We start from the raw sequence: 19188 nt of genomic DNA on the forward strand, positions 1-19188 counted from the left end.
TAAAAGGAGAACAGCATGAGCCTGTATGCCGTCATCAACCCGGCCACCGGTGAAACCGTCAAGGAATACCCCACGGCTACCAACGCAGAAATTCAGGCCGCGGTGGCCAGCGCCGACGCTGCGTTCAAGGAATGGAACAAATCACCGCTCACCCACCGCGTGAAACTCTTGGAACGTGTCGCTGAACTTTACACCGAGCGACGTGATGAACTTTCCGCTATCGTCACCAGGGAAATGGGCAAACCCATTTTCCAAGCGCAAATTGAAGTAGACATCGTCGCATCTATCTACCGTTATTACGCCGACAAGGGCCCCGCCTTCCTGGAAGACGAGGAACTTGAGGTCGCAGCAGGTGGCAAGGCTGTCGTCCGCAAAGAGGGACTGGGCGTGCTCCTGGGCATCATGCCGTGGAACTTCCCGTACTACCAGGTAGCCCGTTTCGCCGCCCCGAACCTGATGAACGGGAACACGATCCTGCTTAAACACGCCCCTCAATGCCCGGAGTCCGCCCTGGCCATGGAACAGATATTCGTTGACGCGGGCGCTCCTATAGGCGCCTACATCAACGTCTTCGCAACCAACGAGCAGGTTGCAGACATCATTGCCGATCCCCGTGTCCAGGGCGTTTCACTCACAGGATCCGAAAGGGCAGGATCCGCCGTCGCCGAAATCGCCGGCCGAAACCTCAAGAAAGTCGTGCTGGAACTCGGCGGCTCAGACCCCTTCCTGGTGCTTGATTCCGCCGATGTTGACCAAGCGGCAACGCACGCCCTGTTCGGTCGCTTCGGCAACACCGGCCAAGCCTGCAATGCCGCCAAGCGCATCATCGTCGCGGACGCTGTCTATGACCAATTCGTCGAGAAGTTCCTTACCGCCGTTTCCTCTGTGAAAGTAGGCGATCCCACTGAGGCTGACACATTCATGGGACCACTGTCCTCTGTCGCTGCGCGGGATAGTCTCGCTGCACAGGTGGACGACGCTGTTACCAAGGGAGCTACCGTACTAACAGGCGGTAACCCTATTGAACAACCAGGTGCCTGGTTCCAGCCCACGGTCCTCGCCGGCGTCACCGAGGACATGCGCGCCTTTTCCGAGGAGCTCTTCGGCCCGGTGGCTGTCCTGCACCGCGTTGCATCAGAAGATGAGGCCGTGGAACTGGCCAACAATTCGGTATACGGCCTCGGTGCGGTCGTCCAGTCCACTGACGCTTCCAAGGCACAAGAAATCGCAAATCGCCTGGCCACGGGCATGGTCTACATCAACGAAGCCCCCGGTACCGCGGCCGAATTGCCTTTCGGCGGCATCAAACGCTCGGGCGTCGGCCGCGAGCTTGGCAAGTACGGCATGGAAGAATTCGTCAACCGGAAGCTGATCCGTACAGGCAAGTAGGTACAAATCCCCGCCATCTTTGAATCGCAGTGGGCCACGGACTCCGTGGCCCACTGCCGTATCCCCCGCCGTTGGAAGAACTACTCGGAAAACAAGAAAAAGCACTGCAACAGCCAACTGGTACCAAACATCTGGGCCACGGAAAACAAAACTGGCACGCCCGTGCACTCACCGACTGGGAATCAGCGTAGACACTCACGCCGGCCACGCAGCCTCAGGAACACCTCAGAAACACAGTTGCGGCCCCAGACTTCAACCATCTTTCATCGGCGATCTGCTTGATGCGGGACAAGATCAACCCCTGGAGTCGAGCGATTAGGTTCCTTTTGACCTTTCGGAAAAGGATGGGTGGCCCGGCTGTCGCAATGCGCTAAGTGGATAGACCAACTTGTCCTTGCGCCCTGCCAGAATATCGCCTACTCCGCAGTATCTGGTCGGGGTTCATGCCCTGCTTTGTAAGCAACGGCTAAGACCGATCGTGATCCTTGTAGGCCGGCACTGCTTAGCGACATGCCGGCGAAGTAGCGGCTGGCACCGGTTGGCAAGCAAAAGATGCCGCTTATGCAACGTTCAAGCGTCCACCGCTGACACCTCCTGAAAGCGTGGTGTATGTTGCTTCGCCGCTCGCGCCTTGAACTGTCGCGTCGAGCTGGTCCTTTTAAGTACCGCGGACCTCACCGGTTTGCAGGACGTAGTCCAACAGTCGCTCCAAACGTCTCAGGGCATTGCATTGTAGGCTGCAGATCTTTTACCCCAACTGCGAAGAACCTGTCCAGAACCGTCAATCGAAAAAAGTGGAGACGTTGGCTGACACCGTCGTCTCCGCTTTTGCTGTGCTCCACTTTAGGCAGAAACAGAGCTCGAATCCCTTACATATTGCGCCTGAGTTTGGTCCTCGGCTCGCACGCGCCGCAGTTTGCTGAATTCGTAGCCCACTGTGATCGACGCGAGCAGAAGAAGGGTGCCAGCCAAGCTCATCCACCAGGTGCTGCTGGTCCCCGGCAGGACCATGGTGAGGAATACAACCGCCAAGATTGCGAGAGAGAACCATGACGTGTACGCAGCCCCTGACATTTTGAAATCCACTGCGGGCAGCAGGCCGGCTTTGACCTTTTGCCGGAAGCGGAGCTGGCAGGCGAAAAGCGAGGCCCAGAGCAGCAAGATGCACACGGCACAGGCCCCAAGTGCCGTCTCGAACACCGGGCCGCCGCCAAAGACATACGTCATCACCACTCCGACGAGGTAAAACCCGCCGATGGCGCTAAGGCTCCGATCGGCACGCCACCCTTTGTCATCTTTACGGTGAACTTTGGTGTTTCACCATTCGCTGCGAGAGTCCGCAGAGCCCTCACCGATGCGTAAAGCGTTGCATTGATTCCTGAGATAGACGCTGTCAACACCACGAAGTTCATTACGGATGACACCCACGGGACATCGAGGCCCGCCAGCGCAGTCACGAATGGGGACTCAGCGCCGCTGTAAAGGTTGGTCGGCAGGAGCATGCTGAGCACCAGCACGGAACCCAGATAGAAAACCACGATCCGGATTACGATGCTGCGGATGGCCCTAGGCATCACTTCACGGGCATTTTTTGCTTCGCCCGCCGTGGCCGAAGAACTCCCTGGCATAGGAGACGAGAGATCCTGTGCTGGGGCGATGCATTACCAATTCCCCGATCGCCCGCATGAGGAGGTAAGCAATAAGACCCGTGGCGGCGTAGGCAAGGAGCAGTGCCGGCCCGGCCGCTTGGAGACGCGAGCCCAGACCAAGAAACAGCCCCGTTCCGATCGCCCCGCCAAGGGAAATCATCTGGATCTGGAAATTGGACATGGTTTTCCGGTAGCCCTCATCGCCGGCCTCGACATAAAGAGCGGGCTGATTCTTCGTAGTCATGGCGGCGTCGGCACACGACTTTCAGTAAATGACATCGGTTCTCTACCCCAAAGCAGGCTGCGTTGTAGCATTGCGGCGGCTTGCCTTGGAAGCTGCCTCGCGGAAGACCTCGCCCAAGATGCCGGCACCCTTGCGGATGTCGGCCAGGGACGGCAGACAGAAGGACATCCGCAATTCGCTGTGCCCGCTCCCGTTGGTGTAAAAAGCCGTGCCTGGAACGTACACGACACCGCGTTCGATGCACTCGTAGACCAGAGCTTCAGTGTCAATCCCCTCCGAGACTCTTATCCAGAGATAGAAGCCGCCGGTGGGTCGATTCCAAGTGGTGCCCTCAGGCATGACCTCTTCGAGGGTCTCAACCAGGGCGTTAAACTTTTCGCGGTAGATTCCACGGTATTCGACCAGCTTGTCCTGCCAGGCCGGGTCGTCCAGGTAGGCGCTGATCAGCTGCTGGGAAAACACCGAAGGGTTAAGTTGCGAGGTCTCACTGGCGTTGACGAGGTGGCCGTAGAGCGATTCAGGGGGAAGAACCCAACCTACGCGCAGACCCGGAGCGATCATCTTGGAAAAGGAGCCGAAGTACAGCGTGATCTCCTCGAAGCCAGGCTGGATGGCAGGCATGGTCTCGCCGTCAAAGCCAAGAAGACCGTAAGGGTTATCTTCGAAGATCAGCAGGTCGTTGTCGCGGCACAGCTCACCAATCTGCGTACGGCGTTCCCCAGAAAGATTCACACCGCCGGGGTTCTGGAAGTTGGGGATCGTGTACAAGCCTTTGGCCGTCTTGCCGGCGGCATGGACTTCTTTGATGAGCCTCTCGAACTCATCGGGGATGATCCCGTCGGCGTCCATCGACACGTGCACGATCTCGGCTTCATAGCTAGTGAACACGGCCATGCCGCCTGCATAGGACGGCGCCTCGGCGAAGATAACGTCCCCGGGGTTTATGAGGACACGGGCTGCGACATCGAGGGCCTGCTGGCTTCCCGCGGTCACCAGGATGCGATCAGGGCTCGCCGTGATGCCCTCAAGCTTCATAAGTTCGGCAATGTGGGCCCGCAGTTCAGGGATGCCGTTGCTGGGCCCGTACTGGAACGAGCGTTCACCGCTGGTAAGCAGGATTCGCTGAGCATCCTCTGCAATGCGGTCAAAGGGCAGGGCTCCGAGATAAGGGGCTCCGTTGGCAAAGGAGATCATGTTAGGCCGCTGCGCTGCTCTGAACACTTTACGAACTTCCGAGGGACGGGCGGCGAGAGTCCGCTGCGCGAGTACCTGGGGCTGGTTGCCGACGCCTGCACGCATTGACGCAGTATTTGCGGAAGACCCCGTTGAGACGGACATGCTATTCCTTTCGGCTTTGGGACATCCTCTTATTGTCCGAGCAGGAGTGCATGCTGTCTAAGGCCAAAAACTGCTGCTTGCCATGCCTCAAAAGCATAGATGTATGCACTTTTCTTTCCCCATTGTTTTCATTAGACAGTTGCACAAGGCCAGGGCTCTTTATCGTCAGTTCTTCCATTGAGCGCTTTCACAAGACTCCGCTTAGATCAATGCATCGTCCCCACACAAGCAACTAAGGAGAGAGCGTGCCTTCAAAGACGAATTTCGTAAAAAGCTCCACCTGGGATGACGTCCAAGTCGGCGACGAGGTCCAGCTTTGCGCCAGCGGGCGTACAGAGTATGCAGGCGAAGTGGACGCCCGGACTATGGACGGGGATGTTATCTGGGTCCATAACCCAATCGGTGGCCGCCGGCTCTTTCATATCCAAGACGGTTACAACCTACGACTGGCGGCGTCATGAGCGATTGAATCTAAGGATCTACTAACTGCACAGCCGGAAGTCACCTAGGCGCTAGGCGGCACCTATGCGAAACGGGGCTGGTCCCTGGCGGGGTTCATCAGGGGCATGGCCTGTGTGTCAGCTTCTGAATTCGACTCTTCGTACCCAACTCCACATCACTGTTGGCGTGGACATACTTTGGACTTGATAATGACGCTTTCAATTTTCTACGACCCACTTCAAGGATCCTCTTCCCGCGATGAACCACTACGAATGGATCGGTCCCGTCAAGCTTTGGCGGCTCAAAGAAAAGCGAGGTCGAGGGACCTGAAATTGAAGAAGGCGGCGCAGCGCCAGAGAGAACGAGCGGTGGCCCAGGTTGTCTTGGACATCAAAGCCTTGAACGCGGCACGCTCGACCCGTATATGAAGTCGCCCCGACTTGCGATGTCGGCTTGAGCTGGAGCCAGCTGTCGCCAAAGCCGTGACCGAAGAACGAAGCGCCATGCCGCTGACAGTCCCGCATAAGTTATCCACCGCGCTACTGCTGCCACGGAACTTCCCCGCAACGCCCCGGGTCTTGCGACCCAGCACTTACCACCAAGGAAGCCTGCCAGCTATTAGTCAGCGCCTTGGACTTCAAAGCTTTCCTTTACGAGATTTCAGGAACCTCCCCCGCACAAGCCCGCAGTCCTCGCCTGGGCGATGGAGGACCTGGAAGCGGAGTCCCCACATCGACGCCAGACCGGTAGCCCGGGACGGATAGAAATGCACACCACGACGGTGTCGCGTCACCCGCATGCGAGCCCTTCATCCGGGCCGCTCAACCGCCGCGCAGCATCCCGACGTCACGTCGGCTAGCACGTCGCGCTTGTGCGCTCCAGCGGCGACCAGTGCCTCACGTGCAACTGGGCATCGTGACACGAAGTACTAACCGCGCCACTACCGAGGCCTGGGCAGGTTTTGAAAAGCTTTTTCTAATCGCGATATCGCTGACACGCGCGGATTGTTCGGCCACCCCTGCCCGCCTCGCTCCCTCTCCATACGCGGCGATGGCCTGCCCTGCAATCGCGAACCCACGCCCCCGCCTGGTTGACACTTACCAAATGCTGAGACAGTAGTTGAATCTTCAAGTAAATCCCGGTCGGCGTCCGGCTTCCCGACACTCCTCACCCCTAGTTCGAAGGTATTAATCATGAATCAGTTCTCCCTGGCCGCAACGGCGGCTGTGACGGTGCTCCGGGTACTGGCCGGCTTCATCTTCGCTGCCCATGGTTGGCAAAAGTTCAGCCAGTTCACCATTGCTGGTACCCAGGCGTCATTCGCCCAGATGGGCATCCCTGCAGCCGAGCTGGCCGCGCCTGTTGTTGCCACGTTGGAACTTGCCGGTGGAATCGCCCTGATCCTTGGCGTGCTGACCCGCGTCTTCGCGGCCCTGCTCGCCCTCGACATGCTCGGCGCGCTGTTCCTGGTGCATGCTCCGGCGGGCCTTTTCGCCGCGGACGGCGGTTACGAGCTGGTCCTCGTTCTGGCTGCCGCAGCCATCGCGATCGCTTTGTTCGGCCCGGCACGGCTGTCCGGTGACTACGCCCTGTTCAGCCGCACCAGGTTCAAAGCCCTCGTATAACCCCTGCTGCAGGGACGAAAGAGGCCTTGCCCCACCATGCTTCAGAAGCAAAACGAAAAGAACCTACGTGAGTATCCTGTCCCGCCTTTTTGGAAAGAAGAAGAAAATGACTGACATCACCATCATCGGAACCGGCAACATGGCCCGCGGCCTGGCCACCCGGGCAATCGCTGCCGGCAAAAGCGTGCAGCTGCTCGCCCACGAAGACAAAGCCAAGGCCGAGACTCTCGCCACGGAACTCGGTGGACAGGTCTCTACCGGTGTGGTCGGTGATGAACTCACCAGCAACCTCGTAATCCCGGCCGTCTATTTTGACGCTGCGAAGGACATCGTGGCCCGTTACGGCGATTCCCTCGCCGGCAAAGTCTACGTAGACATCACCAACCCGGTCGATTTCTCCACCTTTGACGGCCTCGCCGTACCAGCTCACAGCTCAGCTGCCGAAGAACTGCAGAAAGCTACTGCGGCCACGGTCGTCAAGGCCTTCAACACCACCTTCGCCGCGACGCTGGGAGAAGGCGCCGTAGCAGGACAGGCCCTTGATGTCCTGATCGCGGCGGATGACGAGGCCGCAACCCAGGCCGTCGTGAACTTCGTTACCGCGGCCGGACTGAACGCCATCGTCGTTGGACCGCAGCGCCGTGCCCGGCAGCTCGAGCAGACCGGCTTCCTGCACATCCTGCTCTCGGCCAACGACCAGCTCCCCGCATTCCAGTGGAACTCCGCCCTCGCGGTAGTCCCTGCAGCCTAAGCAGGACCAGCACCACAGCAGCGCCGCGTCCCACACCAAGCGGGGCGGCGCTGCCGTCATCGGCTGCAGCCCTTTCCCTGCCGCGGTATCCCCCATCCGGTACGAATTAGCTCAGGAAGAAGCACCCGCATGCCAATCTCCTCAGTCCGGCTGAATCATGCCGTCCTGTTTGTAGCCGACGTCGGCCGAGCAGAACACTTCTACACCAGGGTTTCGGGATGGTCGTAGCCGCGCGTGAACCCCGTGCGAACGCCGTGTTCCTGCGGCTGCCGCGCTCAGGCAACCACCACGACCTTGGGCTGTTCGGAGTAGGCCCCGGCGCCGCACCCAAAGTTCCTGGCGGCATCGGGCTCTACCACCTGGCCTGGCAGCTGGACACCATCAACGAACTTGCCCAAGCCCGCACAGCACTTCTCGACGCCGACGCCTACATGGGTGAATCGAGCCGCGGAGCGACCAAGAGCATTTACGGCGCCGATCCGGACGGGGATGAGTTCGAGCTGATGTGGATGCTGCCGCGCCAGGAATGGGGCGAATACGAAAACGCCGCCCCGGTGGAACGGCTTGACCTCGAAGCCGAACTCGCCCGCTGGTCAGAAGTCCCCACCGCAGGCCACATCCAGCACATCCAACAGGGAAACGGAAACGCAGGAGAACACTCATGAACGGTTTTCCCGAGCCCGCTGTCGCGTGGCAGCGACCCGACGACCCCGGGCAACCCCTTGTCGTCCTGCTGCACGGGCGCGGCGCCGACGAAACAGGAATCATCAGCCTCGCCGCACAGCTACCCGCCGGCCCCTCCTACGCCGCAGTCCGGGCACCCATAACCGAAGGCGGCGGCTACGCCTGGTTTGCCAACCGCGGGATCGGGCGCCCCGTCGCCGAATCCCTGCAACAAACCACAACATGGTTCCGCACCTGGATCGATGAGGCAGCTCCCCCCGGGCGCCCGGTCATTCTTGCCGGTTTCAGCGGCGGCGCGGCCTTCGCCGGGGCCTTGCTGCTATCGGACCCGCAACGGTTCGCCGGGGCAGCGATCCTCTACGGCACGCTGCCCTTTGACGCAGGCGTCCCCGTGTCCACGGCAAGACTGGCCGGTGTCCCGGTATTCCTTGCCCAGGGAGAATCCGACCAGGTAATCCCCCGCGAGCTACTGGACCGCACCTGGACCTACCTCCTCAACGAATCCGGAGCCCCCACCTACGCCCGGCGCGACCCCGGAGGACACAGCCTGACCCCACAGACCGTCAACGAACTAGGTGGCTGGATCGCCGAGCGACTCCAGTTCCTTGCCCTCCGGAACCCACAGCCAAGCGGTATGGAGGCCTGGCCGTCCCTTCCGGACGGAATCCTGCCGGCCCGGGGCGGCACCCGTCCGTCTGTATCTTGGAGCATTCCTCAGGAACAGAAGTCCGATATCAGCCCCCGGGAGATGCAGGAACAGCTGTTCGAGCACATCGCGGCCCTATCCGGAGTGAGCACTCGTCAATCGGCAATTTCAGTCCCGGGGGCCCGAGGGTTCTTCGTCGAAAGAGCAGCCGGAGCGCCGCTCGATGCTTTCCTGGTCCCACGCGCCGGCGAGTTCGCCCATCTCCACCCACGGCATGACGGATCACTGCACCTGGCCCTGCCGCCAGCCCTCGCCCGGGACGTAATCACCAAAGGATGGGGTGTTGCCCACCCCTTGGCAGGCCTCCGGCTCACCCCCGGGATGGTAATGATCTACGGCCCCCGAAACACCAATGAACTCAAAACCGTCGCCGGCATCGCCCAGGCCAGCCACAGCTACGCCCGCACCCCTACAGAAAAACGCTCCGGCTGAAGACTCTCATCAGCCCCTGTGACCAACACCCACAACCAGCAGCGCCAGAGAAACGCGAACCCCCGAAAGCCGGGCCGGCCGCCCACATCTGGGGACAATCTTCGCAGGGTATCCACCGCTGCTGCTGGTCAGGGAGCTACCCCAGCGGCTCCCACTTCCAGCCCTGGGAACCCGAATTGACCCCAGCCATGGACGGGCCAAAGTTGCCACCAGTTAAGGCTGCATGACCAGCAAAGCACGCCTTGCCCGGCCAAGGCAGGTCGACGGATCTTCCATTATCTACTCTTCTGCCCCGACTATCCCAAAGGCTATCGCCGGCTGCGGAATCCGGCGGGTCTTAGTATGGCGGGCATTCGGCGTCAGGACAAGGACGTAATGACCAGCAGCCTCAACGCTGCCGGGCCCTGCGTTCGTTCGAACGTCTCTGTCCAAAAGTCCGCGCCGGCCGTGGGCCTGCACCCGCTAAAGGTGGGTACGTTCCTGAGGGACGCGGTCAGGGGTGGCCGGCTGTATGGGCTGTCAGGGGTTTATGGAGAGGAAGATGAAAGCGGCGAAGATGATCAGATGTATGGTGCCTTGGAGCCTTGTGGCGCGGCCTGGTGCCACTGTCAGCGCCCCCACGATGACGGTGAGGGCGAGCAGAACCATTTGTGTCGGCTCAAGGCCAAGTATGAGGGGCCCTTCCAGCCAGATCATTGCCACCGCGATCGCCGGGATGGTCAGACCGATGCTGGCGATCGCCGAACCGTAGCCGAGGTTAAGGCTAATTTGCATTCGGTCCCGGAGGGCAGCGCGGGTGGCGGCCAGCCCCTCGGGCAGCAGCACCAGCAGGGCAATGACCACCCCCACGAATGATTGGGGGATGCCGGCCGCCGACACCGCCGCTTCTATCGATGAGATGGTCTTGGCGAGGCCTACTACCGCCACCAGCGCTGCGACGAGCAGGATGAGGCTTGTCAGGGCCGAGCGTCTTGAAGGGGGCGTTGCATGTTCCCCGTCCGAGGGCGCTCCTGAAACAGTGGTCACGGGAAGGAAGAAGTCGCGGTGGCGCACTGTCTGCGTCATCACAAATGAAGCGTAGAGAACCAGTGAGGCGACGGCGGCGAAACTGAGCTGCGCGGCGGAAAATGCCGGCCCGGGCTGGGCGGTAGTGAACGCGGGGAGCACCAGGGTCATCGTTGATAACGTTGCGACGACGGCCAAAGCTGCGCCGGTGCCTTCGGGATTGAACCGGGCCAGCCCGTGCCGCAGCGCTCCGACCAGGAGTGACAGACCCACAATGGCGGTAATCATCACGGCTGCGAAAACAGTGTCCCGCGCAAGTGAACGGCTTTCCGGTCCACTCGAGAACATCAGGGTAAGAATCAGTGCGACCTCGATGACCGTCACCGCGACGGCCAGAATCAGGGATCCGAAAGGTTCCCCCACGCGGTGTGCGATGACTTCAGCATGATGAACAGCGGAAAGAACCGCTCCAATCAAAACCGCCGCCACGCCCACGACAAGCAACGGAGCCAACGCGTGTCCCCACGTCAACAGAAGCAGAACTAAAGCAAGGACCGGAACCGCTACAAACCATTTATCCAGCAGGAAACGGACCAAGGCTTCCTCCTCGAAATATCCGGCAGCATCCGCGGGCTGCGAGCCCTGTCTATCCCAAGCCTGCTGCTCTTGATGACTTTATCCCTCCCCCGATTGCAACATGAACGATCCTCTCCAACCGATGGTTACGCCCGTTACAAGTTCAGGGCGTTGGTGACACTCTGGCAGTCCTTAAAGATCTAGGAAAGCCCTACGGGTAGCACTTCGGTACCGGAGACCACGACGGTTCCACTCGCCGTCGAATCCGGATTGAGCATCCAGCCCATCCGCTTTGCGTTGCTCAGGATCACTACACTCTCCACGAGCTCGATCTGTGGGATGCGTTGCTGAAGTGCTAATTCGGCGGTCATCACATCAGCTAGGGAATTCAGCCACATCAGGATCACGAAGTTTGTGCTTCCAGTAGTGGACGCGCTGAGCCGGACGGTGCGGAGGCTGCGGAGTTCGGCCGCCGCGGCCTCGTGCTGACCTGGGGGGACGTTGGCGAACCACTGGCAGCTCACGGGGTAACCGGACAAATTCTGGGCGATTTCACATCGGAAGGACAACAACCCGCTGGAGAGCACCCTGTTTAACTGCCGCTGGACCGTAGCCGGGCTCCGCCCAAGGTTTCTGGCAATCTCTGCGGCGCCAGTTCGCCCGTCTCGCGCCAGGAATGGGACCAGGTCCAGGTGACTCGGAGGCAGTGGGGCTCCAGGTCTCGCTGCAGTTGGAGTGCTGCCTTCGGGACGGGCAAGGGCGTTGAGCGCATTGTGCTTCGCCTTGTCCAGGGTGTTCAGGCGCCACGCATGGCCAGCGGTGTGCAGGCGGGTGCCTAGCGTGGTCCGGTACTTCAACAATCCGGGGATTGCTTTGAACTGCGGAAGCACATGATCTGTGAACCGCGCCAGTGTTGGTGCAATTACGGTGAGCATGAGGTCCCTGTTGCTGGCGGCCTCCTCCACCGTTAGCACCTCTGGGATAGCAGCAAGCGTCGCGGTCACGTCGGCGCGCAAACGCATTTCGCAATGTACGTCCACGAGTGCGAGGCACATCTGCTTGGGGTCGCCGATCAAATGGGCGGTTGTCCAGGCCGCTCCAGTGGTCCTCAGCCTGTCCCAACGCGCCGCCAGAGTGGTGGCATGCACTCCTAGCACCTCTGCTGCATCCGACCAGCTGATACGCGGTGCTATTTGCAACACGTTGATGAGGGCAAGATCATCCTCGTCCAGCACCACTTCGTATCCTCCAACTTTGTGAACGAATTCTGTCATTCTCATCGTACTTTTGATTTTTTTCAGTGATCCAGCCGACTGTGAGTCTCATCACCACAGAATAGACCCCAGGCTGTCAACGGACGGCTGTCCCAGAAAGAGAGCGCATGTCCATCACTACCGATGCCAAAGTACTGCAGGAGGATATAGTGCGGCTGCGCCATGAGCTGCACCAAGAACCGGAGACTGGCCTGCAGCTTCCCCGAACGCAGGAAAAAGTCCTCAAGGCCCTTGACGGACTGCCTCTCGAAATTACCCTGGGTAAGGGCATAACGTCGGTCACTGCGGTTCTTCGTGGCGGTGCAGAGCACAGGTCGGCCAAAAAACCCGCGGTCCTCCTACGCGCTGATATGGACGGCCTCCCCATCCAAGAGCGAACTGGTGTCCCCTATTCATCAAAGATCGACGGCGCGATGCATGCCTGTGGTCATGATCTTCATACCGCCATGCTCGCAGGGGCGGCCGCACTCCTAGCCGAGCGCCGGGATCAGCTGGCCGGCGACGTTGTGCTGATGTTCCAGCCCGGCGAGGAAGGCTGGGACGGGGCATCCCACATGATTCGCGAGGGCGTGCTGAATGCGGCAGGGCGGCGGGTTGACGCGGCTTACGGAATGCACGTCTTTTCCGCGCTGGAGCCCCACGGCCGGTTCTGCACCAAACCAGGTGTCATGCTCAGCGCTTCGGATGCACTGACTGTGACGGTCCTCGGTGCCGGGGGTCACGGCTCCGCCCCGCACGCGGCCAAGGACCCGGTAACGGCGGCCGCTGAAATGGTTACAGCTTTGCAGGTCATGATCACCCGTCAGTTCGACGTCTTCGATCCGGTGGTCTTGACGGTGGGCGTCCTCCAAGCCGGCACGAAGCGCAACGTCATTCCCGAGACGGCACGCATTGAAGCTACCATCCGGACTTTCTCGGACGCCGCCAGGGAACGGATGATGAATGCCGTTCCCGCGCTGCTGAAGGGGATCGCAGCAGCCCATGGTTTGGAACTGGACGTTGACTACCGTCACGAATACCCCCTCACGGTGAACGATGAGGATGAAACACGCACGGCAGAAAAGACCATTGAAGATCTCTTTGGCGGCTCGCGTCTTTCCCGCTGGGCCACCCCGCTCAGCGGATCCGAGGATTTTTCCAGAGTGCTGGCAGAAGTACCAGGGACGTTTGTCGGCCTCAGTGCAGTCGCCCCCGGTGCCGACCACACCGGCACCGCTTTCAACCATTCCCCATACGCCGCCTTTGACGACGGCGTCCTGTCCGACGGAGCAGCGCTGTACGCAGAGCTGGCCGTCTCCCGCATCGCAGTCCTGGCCTCAGCCCACTGAATTCCCTCACCCTTACGGAGCACACACAATGACCGCAACTACAGGCGTCACAGGTGACGTTCAGATTCACAAATCCCATCGGCGGACCCTAATCGGCACGGGCGTCGGCAATGCCGTCGAATGGTACGACTGGGCCATTTACGCCACCTTCTCGCCCTTTATTGCAAGCGCACTGTTCAGCAAAGAAGATCCGACATCGGCCTTCCTCGCTACCTTGGCGATCTTCGCCGTCGGCTTTGTGGCACGGCCGTTTGGCGGCTTCGTATTCGGCTGGATTGGTGACCGGATTGGCCGCAAGACGTCCATGACGTTAGCCGTGGGGCTGGCCGCCCTTGGCAGCCTGCTGATCGGCATCGCGCCCACCTTCGAAGCCGTGGGGGCCTTTGCCTCCGTTCTGCTTTTGGTGGCCCGCCTGATCCAGGGCCTTGCCCACGGTGGTGAACTGCCGTCGTCGCAGACCTACCTCTCAGAAATGGCACCCAAGGAGCACCGTGGCTTCTGGGCGACACTCATTTACACTTCCGGCACCGTCGGCATCCTGGCCGGCACCTTGCTTGGCGCCACTTTGTCCAACGTCCTGAGCAAGACCGATATGAACGCATGGGGCTGGCGTATTCCCTTCATCGTCGGTGGAATCATGGGCCTCTACGCCCTGGTCATGCGGGCCCGGCTTAAGGAGACTGCGGCATTCCAAGCGGAATCACCCAAGGAAAAGCATGAGCCGATGTGGCCACAGATCTACAAGCACCGTAAGCAGGCTCTGCAGGTTATCGGATTGACCGTCGGCCTGACCGTGTCCTACTACATCTGGGGTATCGTCACGCCCAGCTACGCCGCATCAGTATTGAAGATGGACCGTGGAGAGACTCTCTGGGCCAGCGTGATCGCCAATGTACTGTTCATCGCCGCCCTTCCGTTTTGGGGCAAGCTTTCGGACCGCATTGGACGCAAGCCCGTCATGATCATGAGCGCCGCGGGCGCTGCGCTGTTCCACTTCCCCATGACCTGGCTGCTGAAGGACTCCCCCTGGCAGCTCACGGTCACCATGTCCGTCATGCTGTTCTTCATCGCCGGAGCGGCCGCGATCGTGCCCGCTGTCTACGCGGAGCTATTCCCCACTAAGATCCGCACGGTGGGGGTGGGTATCCCCTACTCCATCTGCGTGGCACTCTTCGGTGGTACGGCACCCTACCTGCAGGCTTGGCTCGGTTCGATCGGACAGGCCAACCTGTTCAATGTCTACGCGGTGGTCCTGCTGGCCATCAGCATTGCCTTTGTCTTCACCATTCCAGAAACGAAAGGCAAGGACCTGACCCACTAATCCGTTCAGGCGCGCAGTTCGGACTACACAGAAAGACGGCGGCGTCGGGTATATCCCCCGAGCGTCGCCGTCTTCTGCTCTTAGTGCTGGCAATCATCAGCACTAAAACCCGAGGAAATTAAGGTCAGTATCCCCTACTGACAGCCCTCGGCCGGCTGAGCTGACAAAGACGAAGCACTGCTGCAACATACTACTAGCCAGTAGGCCGCCGAATGTCAGGCGGAACCACAGCCCAACCTGACGTCAGGTGAGCCCCCAAAGGACGTCCGTCTGGGGTCCGATTTCGCCTTTTCCTGACACAATCCCCAAAGGCTCTTAGACCCCAACCGGACAATACTGTTACCGGCTGCCGTCGTCTTCCTGTCGCCTTCAGCGTCGGCATCGGTGCATTCGTCAGCTTTGGGGCCGGCGAGCCTTCCGCCAGTCTCCTCAGACCTCGGACACCGGCGCCGCGAACTGGGCTTCGTATAGTCGCGCGTAAGCTCCGCCGGCAGCCAGCAGCGAAGCGTGGGTCCCCTGCTCCACGATCCGGCCGGCCTCCATCACCAGGATGAGGTCAGCGTCGCGGATCGTGGACAGGCGGTGCGCGATCACAAAGGACGTCCGGTCGGACCGCAGGGCACTCATTGCCTTCTGCACCAGCACCTCGGTCCGGGTGTCCACCGAGGACGTAGCTTCGTCCAGGATCAAAACCGAAGGCCGCGCCAAGAACGCCCGCGCGATCGTCAGCAACTGCTTCTCCCCCGCGGACACGTTGGACCCCTCATCATCCAGCACCGTGTCGTACCCGTCCGGCAGCGACCGCACGAACCGGTCCACGTACGTTGCCCGCGCGGCCTCGAGAATTTCGGCCTCGGTAGCCGAAGGCCGTCCATACGCGATGTTGTCCCGGATGGTCCCGCCGAACAGCCACGTATCCTGCAGCACCATCCCCATCCGCGAGCGCAGTTCGCGCCGCGGCACAGTGGTGACGTCCACGCCGTCGAGCGTTATCCGCCCGGACTCGATCTCGTAGAACCGCATCATCAGGTTCACCAGGGTCGTCTTCCCGGCACCGGTGGGACCAACAATAGCCACGGTCTGCCCCGGCTCCGCCACCAGGGACAAGGAAGAGATCAGCGGCTTGTCCGGCGAGTACGAGAAGGACACGTCCTCGAACACCAGCCGCCCCGGCCCGAACACAGTCCCAGCCGAGGGAGCAGGCTCCGCGGACTCCTCGTCAGTATCCAGCAGCTCGAACACCCGCTCGGCGGACGCCACCCCGGATTGCAGCACATTCGCCATGGACCCCAGCTGCGCCAGCGGCATGGTGAACTGCCGCGAGTACTGGATGAACGCCTGCACGTCGCCCAGCTGCATCGCCCCGGACGCCACCTGCAGCCCGCCCACCACGGCAATCCCCACGTACACCAGGTTCCCGATGAACGTCATGGCCGGCATGATCAGCCCGGAAATGAACTGCGCCCCGAAGCTCGCCTCATACAGCTCCGCATTCTTCTGCCGGAACCGCTCCCCCACCTCGTGCTGGCGGCCGAACACCTTTACCAGCGCATGCCCGGTGTAGGTCTCCTCGATCTGCCCGTTCAGCTCGCCGGTGTTCTTCCACTGCGCCACAAACAGCTTTTGCGAACGCCTGGCGATCAGCGCCGTCAGCACCAGCGTCAGCGGAATGGTCACCAGCGCGATCAGCGCCAGCGTGGGCGAGAGGACCACCATCATCACCAGCACACCCACCACGGTCAGCACGGACGTGACCGCCTGGCTGATGGTCTGCTGCAGGCTCTGCGAGATGTTGTCCACATCGTTGGTGACCCGGCTCAGCAGCTCGCCGCGCTGGATCGAGTCGAAGTACCGCAGCGGCAGCCGGTGGACCTTCGCCTCGATCTCCTCCCGCAGCCCGAACACGGTCCGCTGCACCACCCCGTTCAGCACATACGCCTGCACCCACATAAACGCCGACGACAGCACATACAGCACCAGCGCCCACGTCAGCACACTGCCCAGCGCGGCAAAGTCGATCCCCTGCCCCGGCACCAGGTCCATGGCACTGAGCATGTCCGCCCGCTGCCCCTCCCCGGACGCCCGCAGCTGCGCGATCACCTGCTCCTTGGTTGCCCCGGCCTGCAGCTCGCGCGACACCAACCCGGCGAAGATCAGGTTGGTGCCCTCCCCCAGCAGCCGCGGCCCGATCACGGACAGCGCCACCCCGGCCACCGCCGTCACGAACACCAACAGCAGCCACGCCCGCTCCGGCCGCAGCGTCCCGATCAGGCGTCTGGCGGACGGCCAAAAGTTCATCGCCTTCTCCGCCGGCACGTTCATTCCGGCGAACGGTCCGCCGCGCCCCGGTCCCCCTGCCGGACGCGGGATGCGTACGACGGCGGGAGTCGCCGTTGCGGAGGCGGGTGCGGCTTTGGTGCCGGGCGCGGGAGTGGCTTCCGGGCTCATACCGTCTCCTCCGCCGCCAGCTGGGAGGACACAATCTCCTGGTACGTCTCCGACGTCTCCAGCAGCTCGCTGTGCGTTCCGCGCCCCACGATCCTGCCGTCGTCGAGCACCAGGATCTGGTCTGCGTCCGCGATGCTGGACACGCGCTGGGCGATGACCACCAGCGTGGCGCCCGCAGTACTGCGCCTGAGCGCCTGCCGGAGCCGGGCATCGGTGCCGGTGTCCAGCGAGGAGAACGAATCGTCGAAGATATACAGCTCCGGCCGCTTCACCAGCGCCCGCGCAATGGCCAGCCGCTGCCGCTGCCCGCCGGAGACGTTGGTGCCGCCCTGGCTGATCGGCGCGTTCAGGCCGCCCTCCATCTGCTCCACGAAGTCGCGGGCCTGGGCGATCCGCAGCGCATCCCACAGCTCGTCCTCGGTGGCGTCCGGCTTGCCGTAGAGCAGGTTGCTGCGCACGGTGCCGCTGAACAGGTAGGGCCGCTGCGGCACCAGCCCGATGTGCCCCCACAGCAGGTCCGGGTGCAGCTCCCGCACATCGACGCCGTCCATCCGGACGGAACCGGAGGTGGCGTCGAACAGCCGCGGCATCAGGTTCACCAGCGTGGTCTTGCCCGCGCCCGTGCTGCCGATGATCGCCGTCGTCTGCCCCGCCCTGGCGGTGAAGCTGATGCCCGACAGGACGGGCTGGTCGGCACTCGGGTAGGCGAAACCGACGTCGCGCATCTCCAACTCGCCGCGCCTACGGCCGTTCGTCGCCGCCGTCGTACCCACCGGCCTGGCAGGCGGCCGGACGCTCGACTCCGTCCGCAGCACCTCGCCGATCCGGTCCGCCGAGACCGCGGCGCGCGGGATCATCACCGCCATGAACGTGGCCATCATGACGGACATCAGGATCTGCAGCAGGTAGCTCAGGAATGCGATCAGCGTGCCCACCTGCATGGACCCGTCCTCGATCCGGAACGCCCCGAACCAAATGACGGCCACGCTGGAGACGTTCAGCACCAGCATCACCGCCGGAAACGCGAGTGCCATCAGCCGGCCGGCGCGCAGGGCGGTGTCCGTGACGTCCTCGTTGGCGCGGGCGAAGCGCTCCGTCTCGATGTCCTCACGGACGAACGCGCGCACCACCCGGATGCCGGTGAGCTGTTCACGGAGGACCCGGTTGACGGTGTCGATCCGCTTCTGCATCTTCCGGAACAGCGGCACCATCCGCCAGGTGATCAGGCCGACGGCCACCAGCAGCACCGGGACGGCGACGGCGATCAGCCAGGAGAGCTGGGCGTCCTGCCTTACCGCCATGATCACCCCGCCGATGCTGAGCATTGGGGCGGTCACCAGCATGGTGGCGGACATCAGCACCAACTGCTGGACCTGCTGGACATCGTTGGTGGACCTGGTGATCAGGCTGGGCGCGCCGAATTTGGTGACCTCCTGCTCGGAGAACTCCCCCACCCTCGTGAAGATCGCACCGCGCAGGTCCCTGCCCACGCCCATGGCCGCTTTCGCAGCGAAGTACACGGCGATCACCGCGCAGATAATCTGCAGCAGGGTGATCGCCAGCATCACCCCGCCCAGGCCCAGGATGTAGCCGATGTCCCCGGTGGCCACGCCCCGGTCGATGATGTCCGCGTTCAGCGTGGGCAGATACAACGACGCGATGGACTGCGCCAGCTGGAAAACCACGACGGCGGCGAGCAGCTTCCGGTGCGGCCGGACGTATTCAACAAGCAGCTTCCAGAGCATGGCGGCTCACCGACTTCCTGCCCCATGGGACGTGATGCGAAGGTCAGTTTACGTCCGGAGCGTGGGACTTGATGCCTGAGGCAGATAGTCCCCGAACGGCCCGATAATTGGCCGACGCTTTGTTACGTTTCGTGCCTCGATCGCTCGTCCTATACAAAGAAGAATCCCGGGCGTCACAACCAGCCCACTTTTGGAGCGCAACGGAGGATAATACCCCCGGAAAGCCGCGGTT

General features: G+C 61.8%; 13 protein-coding genes and 1 pseudogene. 7 read left to right on the plus strand and 7 right to left on the minus strand.

Going from position 1 to position 19188, the window contains the following annotated elements; genetic code table 11:
• Window positions 1-15 precede the first annotated feature (15 nt).
• On the plus strand, window positions 16-1389 hold the full coding sequence (locus tag ACLH0K_RS15695; RefSeq protein WP_411374470.1) for an NAD-dependent succinate-semialdehyde dehydrogenase: 1374 nt from the start codon (window positions 16-18) through the stop codon (window positions 1387-1389).
• An 843-nt stretch (window positions 1390-2232) separates the two neighbouring features.
• On the opposite strand, the pseudogene ACLH0K_RS15700 reads toward ACLH0K_RS15695, so the two are convergent.
• From ACLH0K_RS15700 to ACLH0K_RS15710, 3 genes and pseudogenes are all read right to left on the minus strand, one after another.
• Window positions 2233-3017 (minus strand): annotated as a pseudogene (locus ACLH0K_RS15700) (hypothetical protein).
• Window positions 2968-3282 (minus strand): hypothetical protein, encoded by a 315-nt coding sequence (locus ACLH0K_RS15705; protein WP_411374471.1) that lies wholly within the window; start codon window positions 3280-3282, stop codon window positions 2968-2970. Before ACLH0K_RS15705 ends, ACLH0K_RS15700 begins: the two are co-directional and overlap by 50 nt.
• A gap of 42 nt (window positions 3283-3324) precedes the next feature.
• Window positions 3325-4581 (minus strand): PLP-dependent aminotransferase family protein, encoded by a 1257-nt coding sequence (locus ACLH0K_RS15710; protein WP_411374472.1) that lies wholly within the window; start codon window positions 4579-4581, stop codon window positions 3325-3327.
• 1673 nt (window positions 4582-6254) lie between these two features.
• Between ACLH0K_RS15710 and ACLH0K_RS15715 the strand changes: the two genes are divergently transcribed.
• The 4 genes from ACLH0K_RS15715 to ACLH0K_RS15730 all read left to right on the plus strand — a co-directional run bounded on the left by ACLH0K_RS15715 (window position 6255) and on the right by ACLH0K_RS15730 (window position 9259).
• Window positions 6255-6686: a DoxX family protein gene (locus tag ACLH0K_RS15715; RefSeq protein ID WP_411374473.1), complete on the plus strand. Its 432-nt coding sequence runs from the start codon at window positions 6255-6257 to the stop codon at window positions 6684-6686.
• Window positions 6687-6792: 106 nt separating this feature from the next.
• Window positions 6793-7437, plus strand: coding sequence for an NADPH-dependent F420 reductase (locus tag ACLH0K_RS15720; RefSeq protein WP_411374474.1), 645 nt, complete (start codon window positions 6793-6795; stop codon window positions 7435-7437).
• Window positions 7438-7655: 218 nt separating this feature from the next.
• The gene (locus ACLH0K_RS15725) at window positions 7656-8102 is read left to right on the plus strand and encodes a VOC family protein (RefSeq protein WP_411374475.1); all 447 of its coding nucleotides are present in this window, start codon (window positions 7656-7658) and stop codon (window positions 8100-8102) included.
• Window positions 8099-9259, plus strand: a complete 1161-nt coding sequence (locus ACLH0K_RS15730) for a phospholipase (protein WP_411374476.1) — start codon at window positions 8099-8101, stop codon at window positions 9257-9259. The genes ACLH0K_RS15725 and ACLH0K_RS15730 overlap by 4 nt, the downstream gene beginning before the upstream one ends.
• A 519-nt stretch (window positions 9260-9778) precedes the next feature.
• On the opposite strand, the gene ACLH0K_RS15735 is transcribed toward ACLH0K_RS15730, so the two are convergent.
• Both ACLH0K_RS15735 and ACLH0K_RS15740 read right to left on the minus strand, forming a co-directional pair.
• Complete coding sequence (locus tag ACLH0K_RS15735) at window positions 9779-10861, minus strand: calcium:proton antiporter (RefSeq protein ID WP_411374477.1); 1083 nt, start codon at window positions 10859-10861, stop codon at window positions 9779-9781.
• Window positions 10862-11040: 179 nt separating this feature from the next.
• Window positions 11041-12114, minus strand: coding sequence for an Lrp/AsnC family transcriptional regulator (locus ACLH0K_RS15740; RefSeq protein WP_411374478.1), 1074 nt, complete (start codon window positions 12112-12114; stop codon window positions 11041-11043).
• 107 nt (window positions 12115-12221) lie between these two features.
• On the opposite strand from ACLH0K_RS15740, the gene ACLH0K_RS15745 reads away from it, so the two are divergent.
• Together ACLH0K_RS15745 and ACLH0K_RS15750 are read left to right on the plus strand one after the other, a co-directional pair.
• Window positions 12222-13442, plus strand: a complete 1221-nt coding sequence (locus ACLH0K_RS15745; RefSeq protein ID WP_411374479.1) for a M20 metallopeptidase family protein — start codon at window positions 12222-12224, stop codon at window positions 13440-13442.
• A gap of 28 nt (window positions 13443-13470) precedes the next feature.
• Window positions 13471-14763 carry an MFS transporter gene (locus tag ACLH0K_RS15750; RefSeq protein WP_411374480.1) on the plus strand — a complete coding sequence of 431 codons (1293 nt, stop codon included), beginning with the start codon at window positions 13471-13473 and terminating at the stop codon, window positions 14761-14763.
• 429 nt (window positions 14764-15192) lie between these two features.
• Here ACLH0K_RS15750 and ACLH0K_RS15755 read toward each other — a convergent pair whose 3' ends face one another.
• Together ACLH0K_RS15755 and ACLH0K_RS15760 are read right to left on the minus strand one after the other, a co-directional pair.
• On the minus strand, window positions 15193-17211 hold the full coding sequence (locus ACLH0K_RS15755) for an ABC transporter ATP-binding protein (RefSeq protein ID WP_411374481.1): 2019 nt from the start codon (window positions 17209-17211) through the stop codon (window positions 15193-15195).
• Window positions 17208-18956, minus strand: a complete 1749-nt coding sequence (locus tag ACLH0K_RS15760; RefSeq protein ID WP_411374482.1) for an ABC transporter ATP-binding protein — start codon at window positions 18954-18956, stop codon at window positions 17208-17210. Before ACLH0K_RS15760 ends, ACLH0K_RS15755 begins: the two co-directional genes overlap by 4 nt.
• Between the last annotated feature and the right edge of the window lie 232 nt (window positions 18957-19188).

It is taken from the genome of Arthrobacter sp. MPF02 (genome assembly GCF_046605375.1).
In the GTDB taxonomy this organism is placed as follows: domain Bacteria; phylum Actinomycetota; class Actinomycetes; order Actinomycetales; family Micrococcaceae; genus Arthrobacter.

Excerpts from the sequence above, each read along its gene's own strand:
- ACLH0K_RS15695 (WP_411374470.1), top strand. The coding sequence starts at position 16 with ATGAGCCTGTATGCCGTCATCAACCCGGCCACCGGTGAAACCGTCAAG.
- ACLH0K_RS15705 (WP_411374471.1), bottom strand. The coding sequence starts at position 3,282 with ATGACTACGAAGAATCAGCCCGCTCTTTATGTCGAGGCCGGCGATGAG.
- ACLH0K_RS15710 (WP_411374472.1), bottom strand. The coding sequence starts at position 4,581 with ATGCGTGCAGGCGTCGGCAACCAGCCCCAGGTACTCGCGCAGCGGACT.
- ACLH0K_RS15715 (WP_411374473.1), top strand. The coding sequence starts at position 6,255 with ATGAATCAGTTCTCCCTGGCCGCAACGGCGGCTGTGACGGTGCTCCGG.
- ACLH0K_RS15720 (WP_411374474.1), top strand. The coding sequence starts at position 6,793 with ATGACTGACATCACCATCATCGGAACCGGCAACATGGCCCGCGGCCTG.
- ACLH0K_RS15725 (WP_411374475.1), top strand. The coding sequence starts at position 7,656 with ATGGTCGTAGCCGCGCGTGAACCCCGTGCGAACGCCGTGTTCCTGCGG.
- ACLH0K_RS15730 (WP_411374476.1), top strand. The coding sequence starts at position 8,099 with ATGAACGGTTTTCCCGAGCCCGCTGTCGCGTGGCAGCGACCCGACGAC.
- ACLH0K_RS15740 (WP_411374478.1), bottom strand. The coding sequence starts at position 12,114 with ATGACAGAATTCGTTCACAAAGTTGGAGGATACGAAGTGGTGCTGGAC.
- ACLH0K_RS15745 (WP_411374479.1), top strand. The coding sequence starts at position 12,222 with ATGTCCATCACTACCGATGCCAAAGTACTGCAGGAGGATATAGTGCGG.
- ACLH0K_RS15750 (WP_411374480.1), top strand. The coding sequence starts at position 13,471 with ATGACCGCAACTACAGGCGTCACAGGTGACGTTCAGATTCACAAATCC.
- ACLH0K_RS15755 (WP_411374481.1), bottom strand. The coding sequence starts at position 17,211 with ATGAGCCCGGAAGCCACTCCCGCGCCCGGCACCAAAGCCGCACCCGCC.
- ACLH0K_RS15760 (WP_411374482.1), bottom strand. The coding sequence starts at position 18,956 with ATGCTCTGGAAGCTGCTTGTTGAATACGTCCGGCCGCACCGGAAGCTG.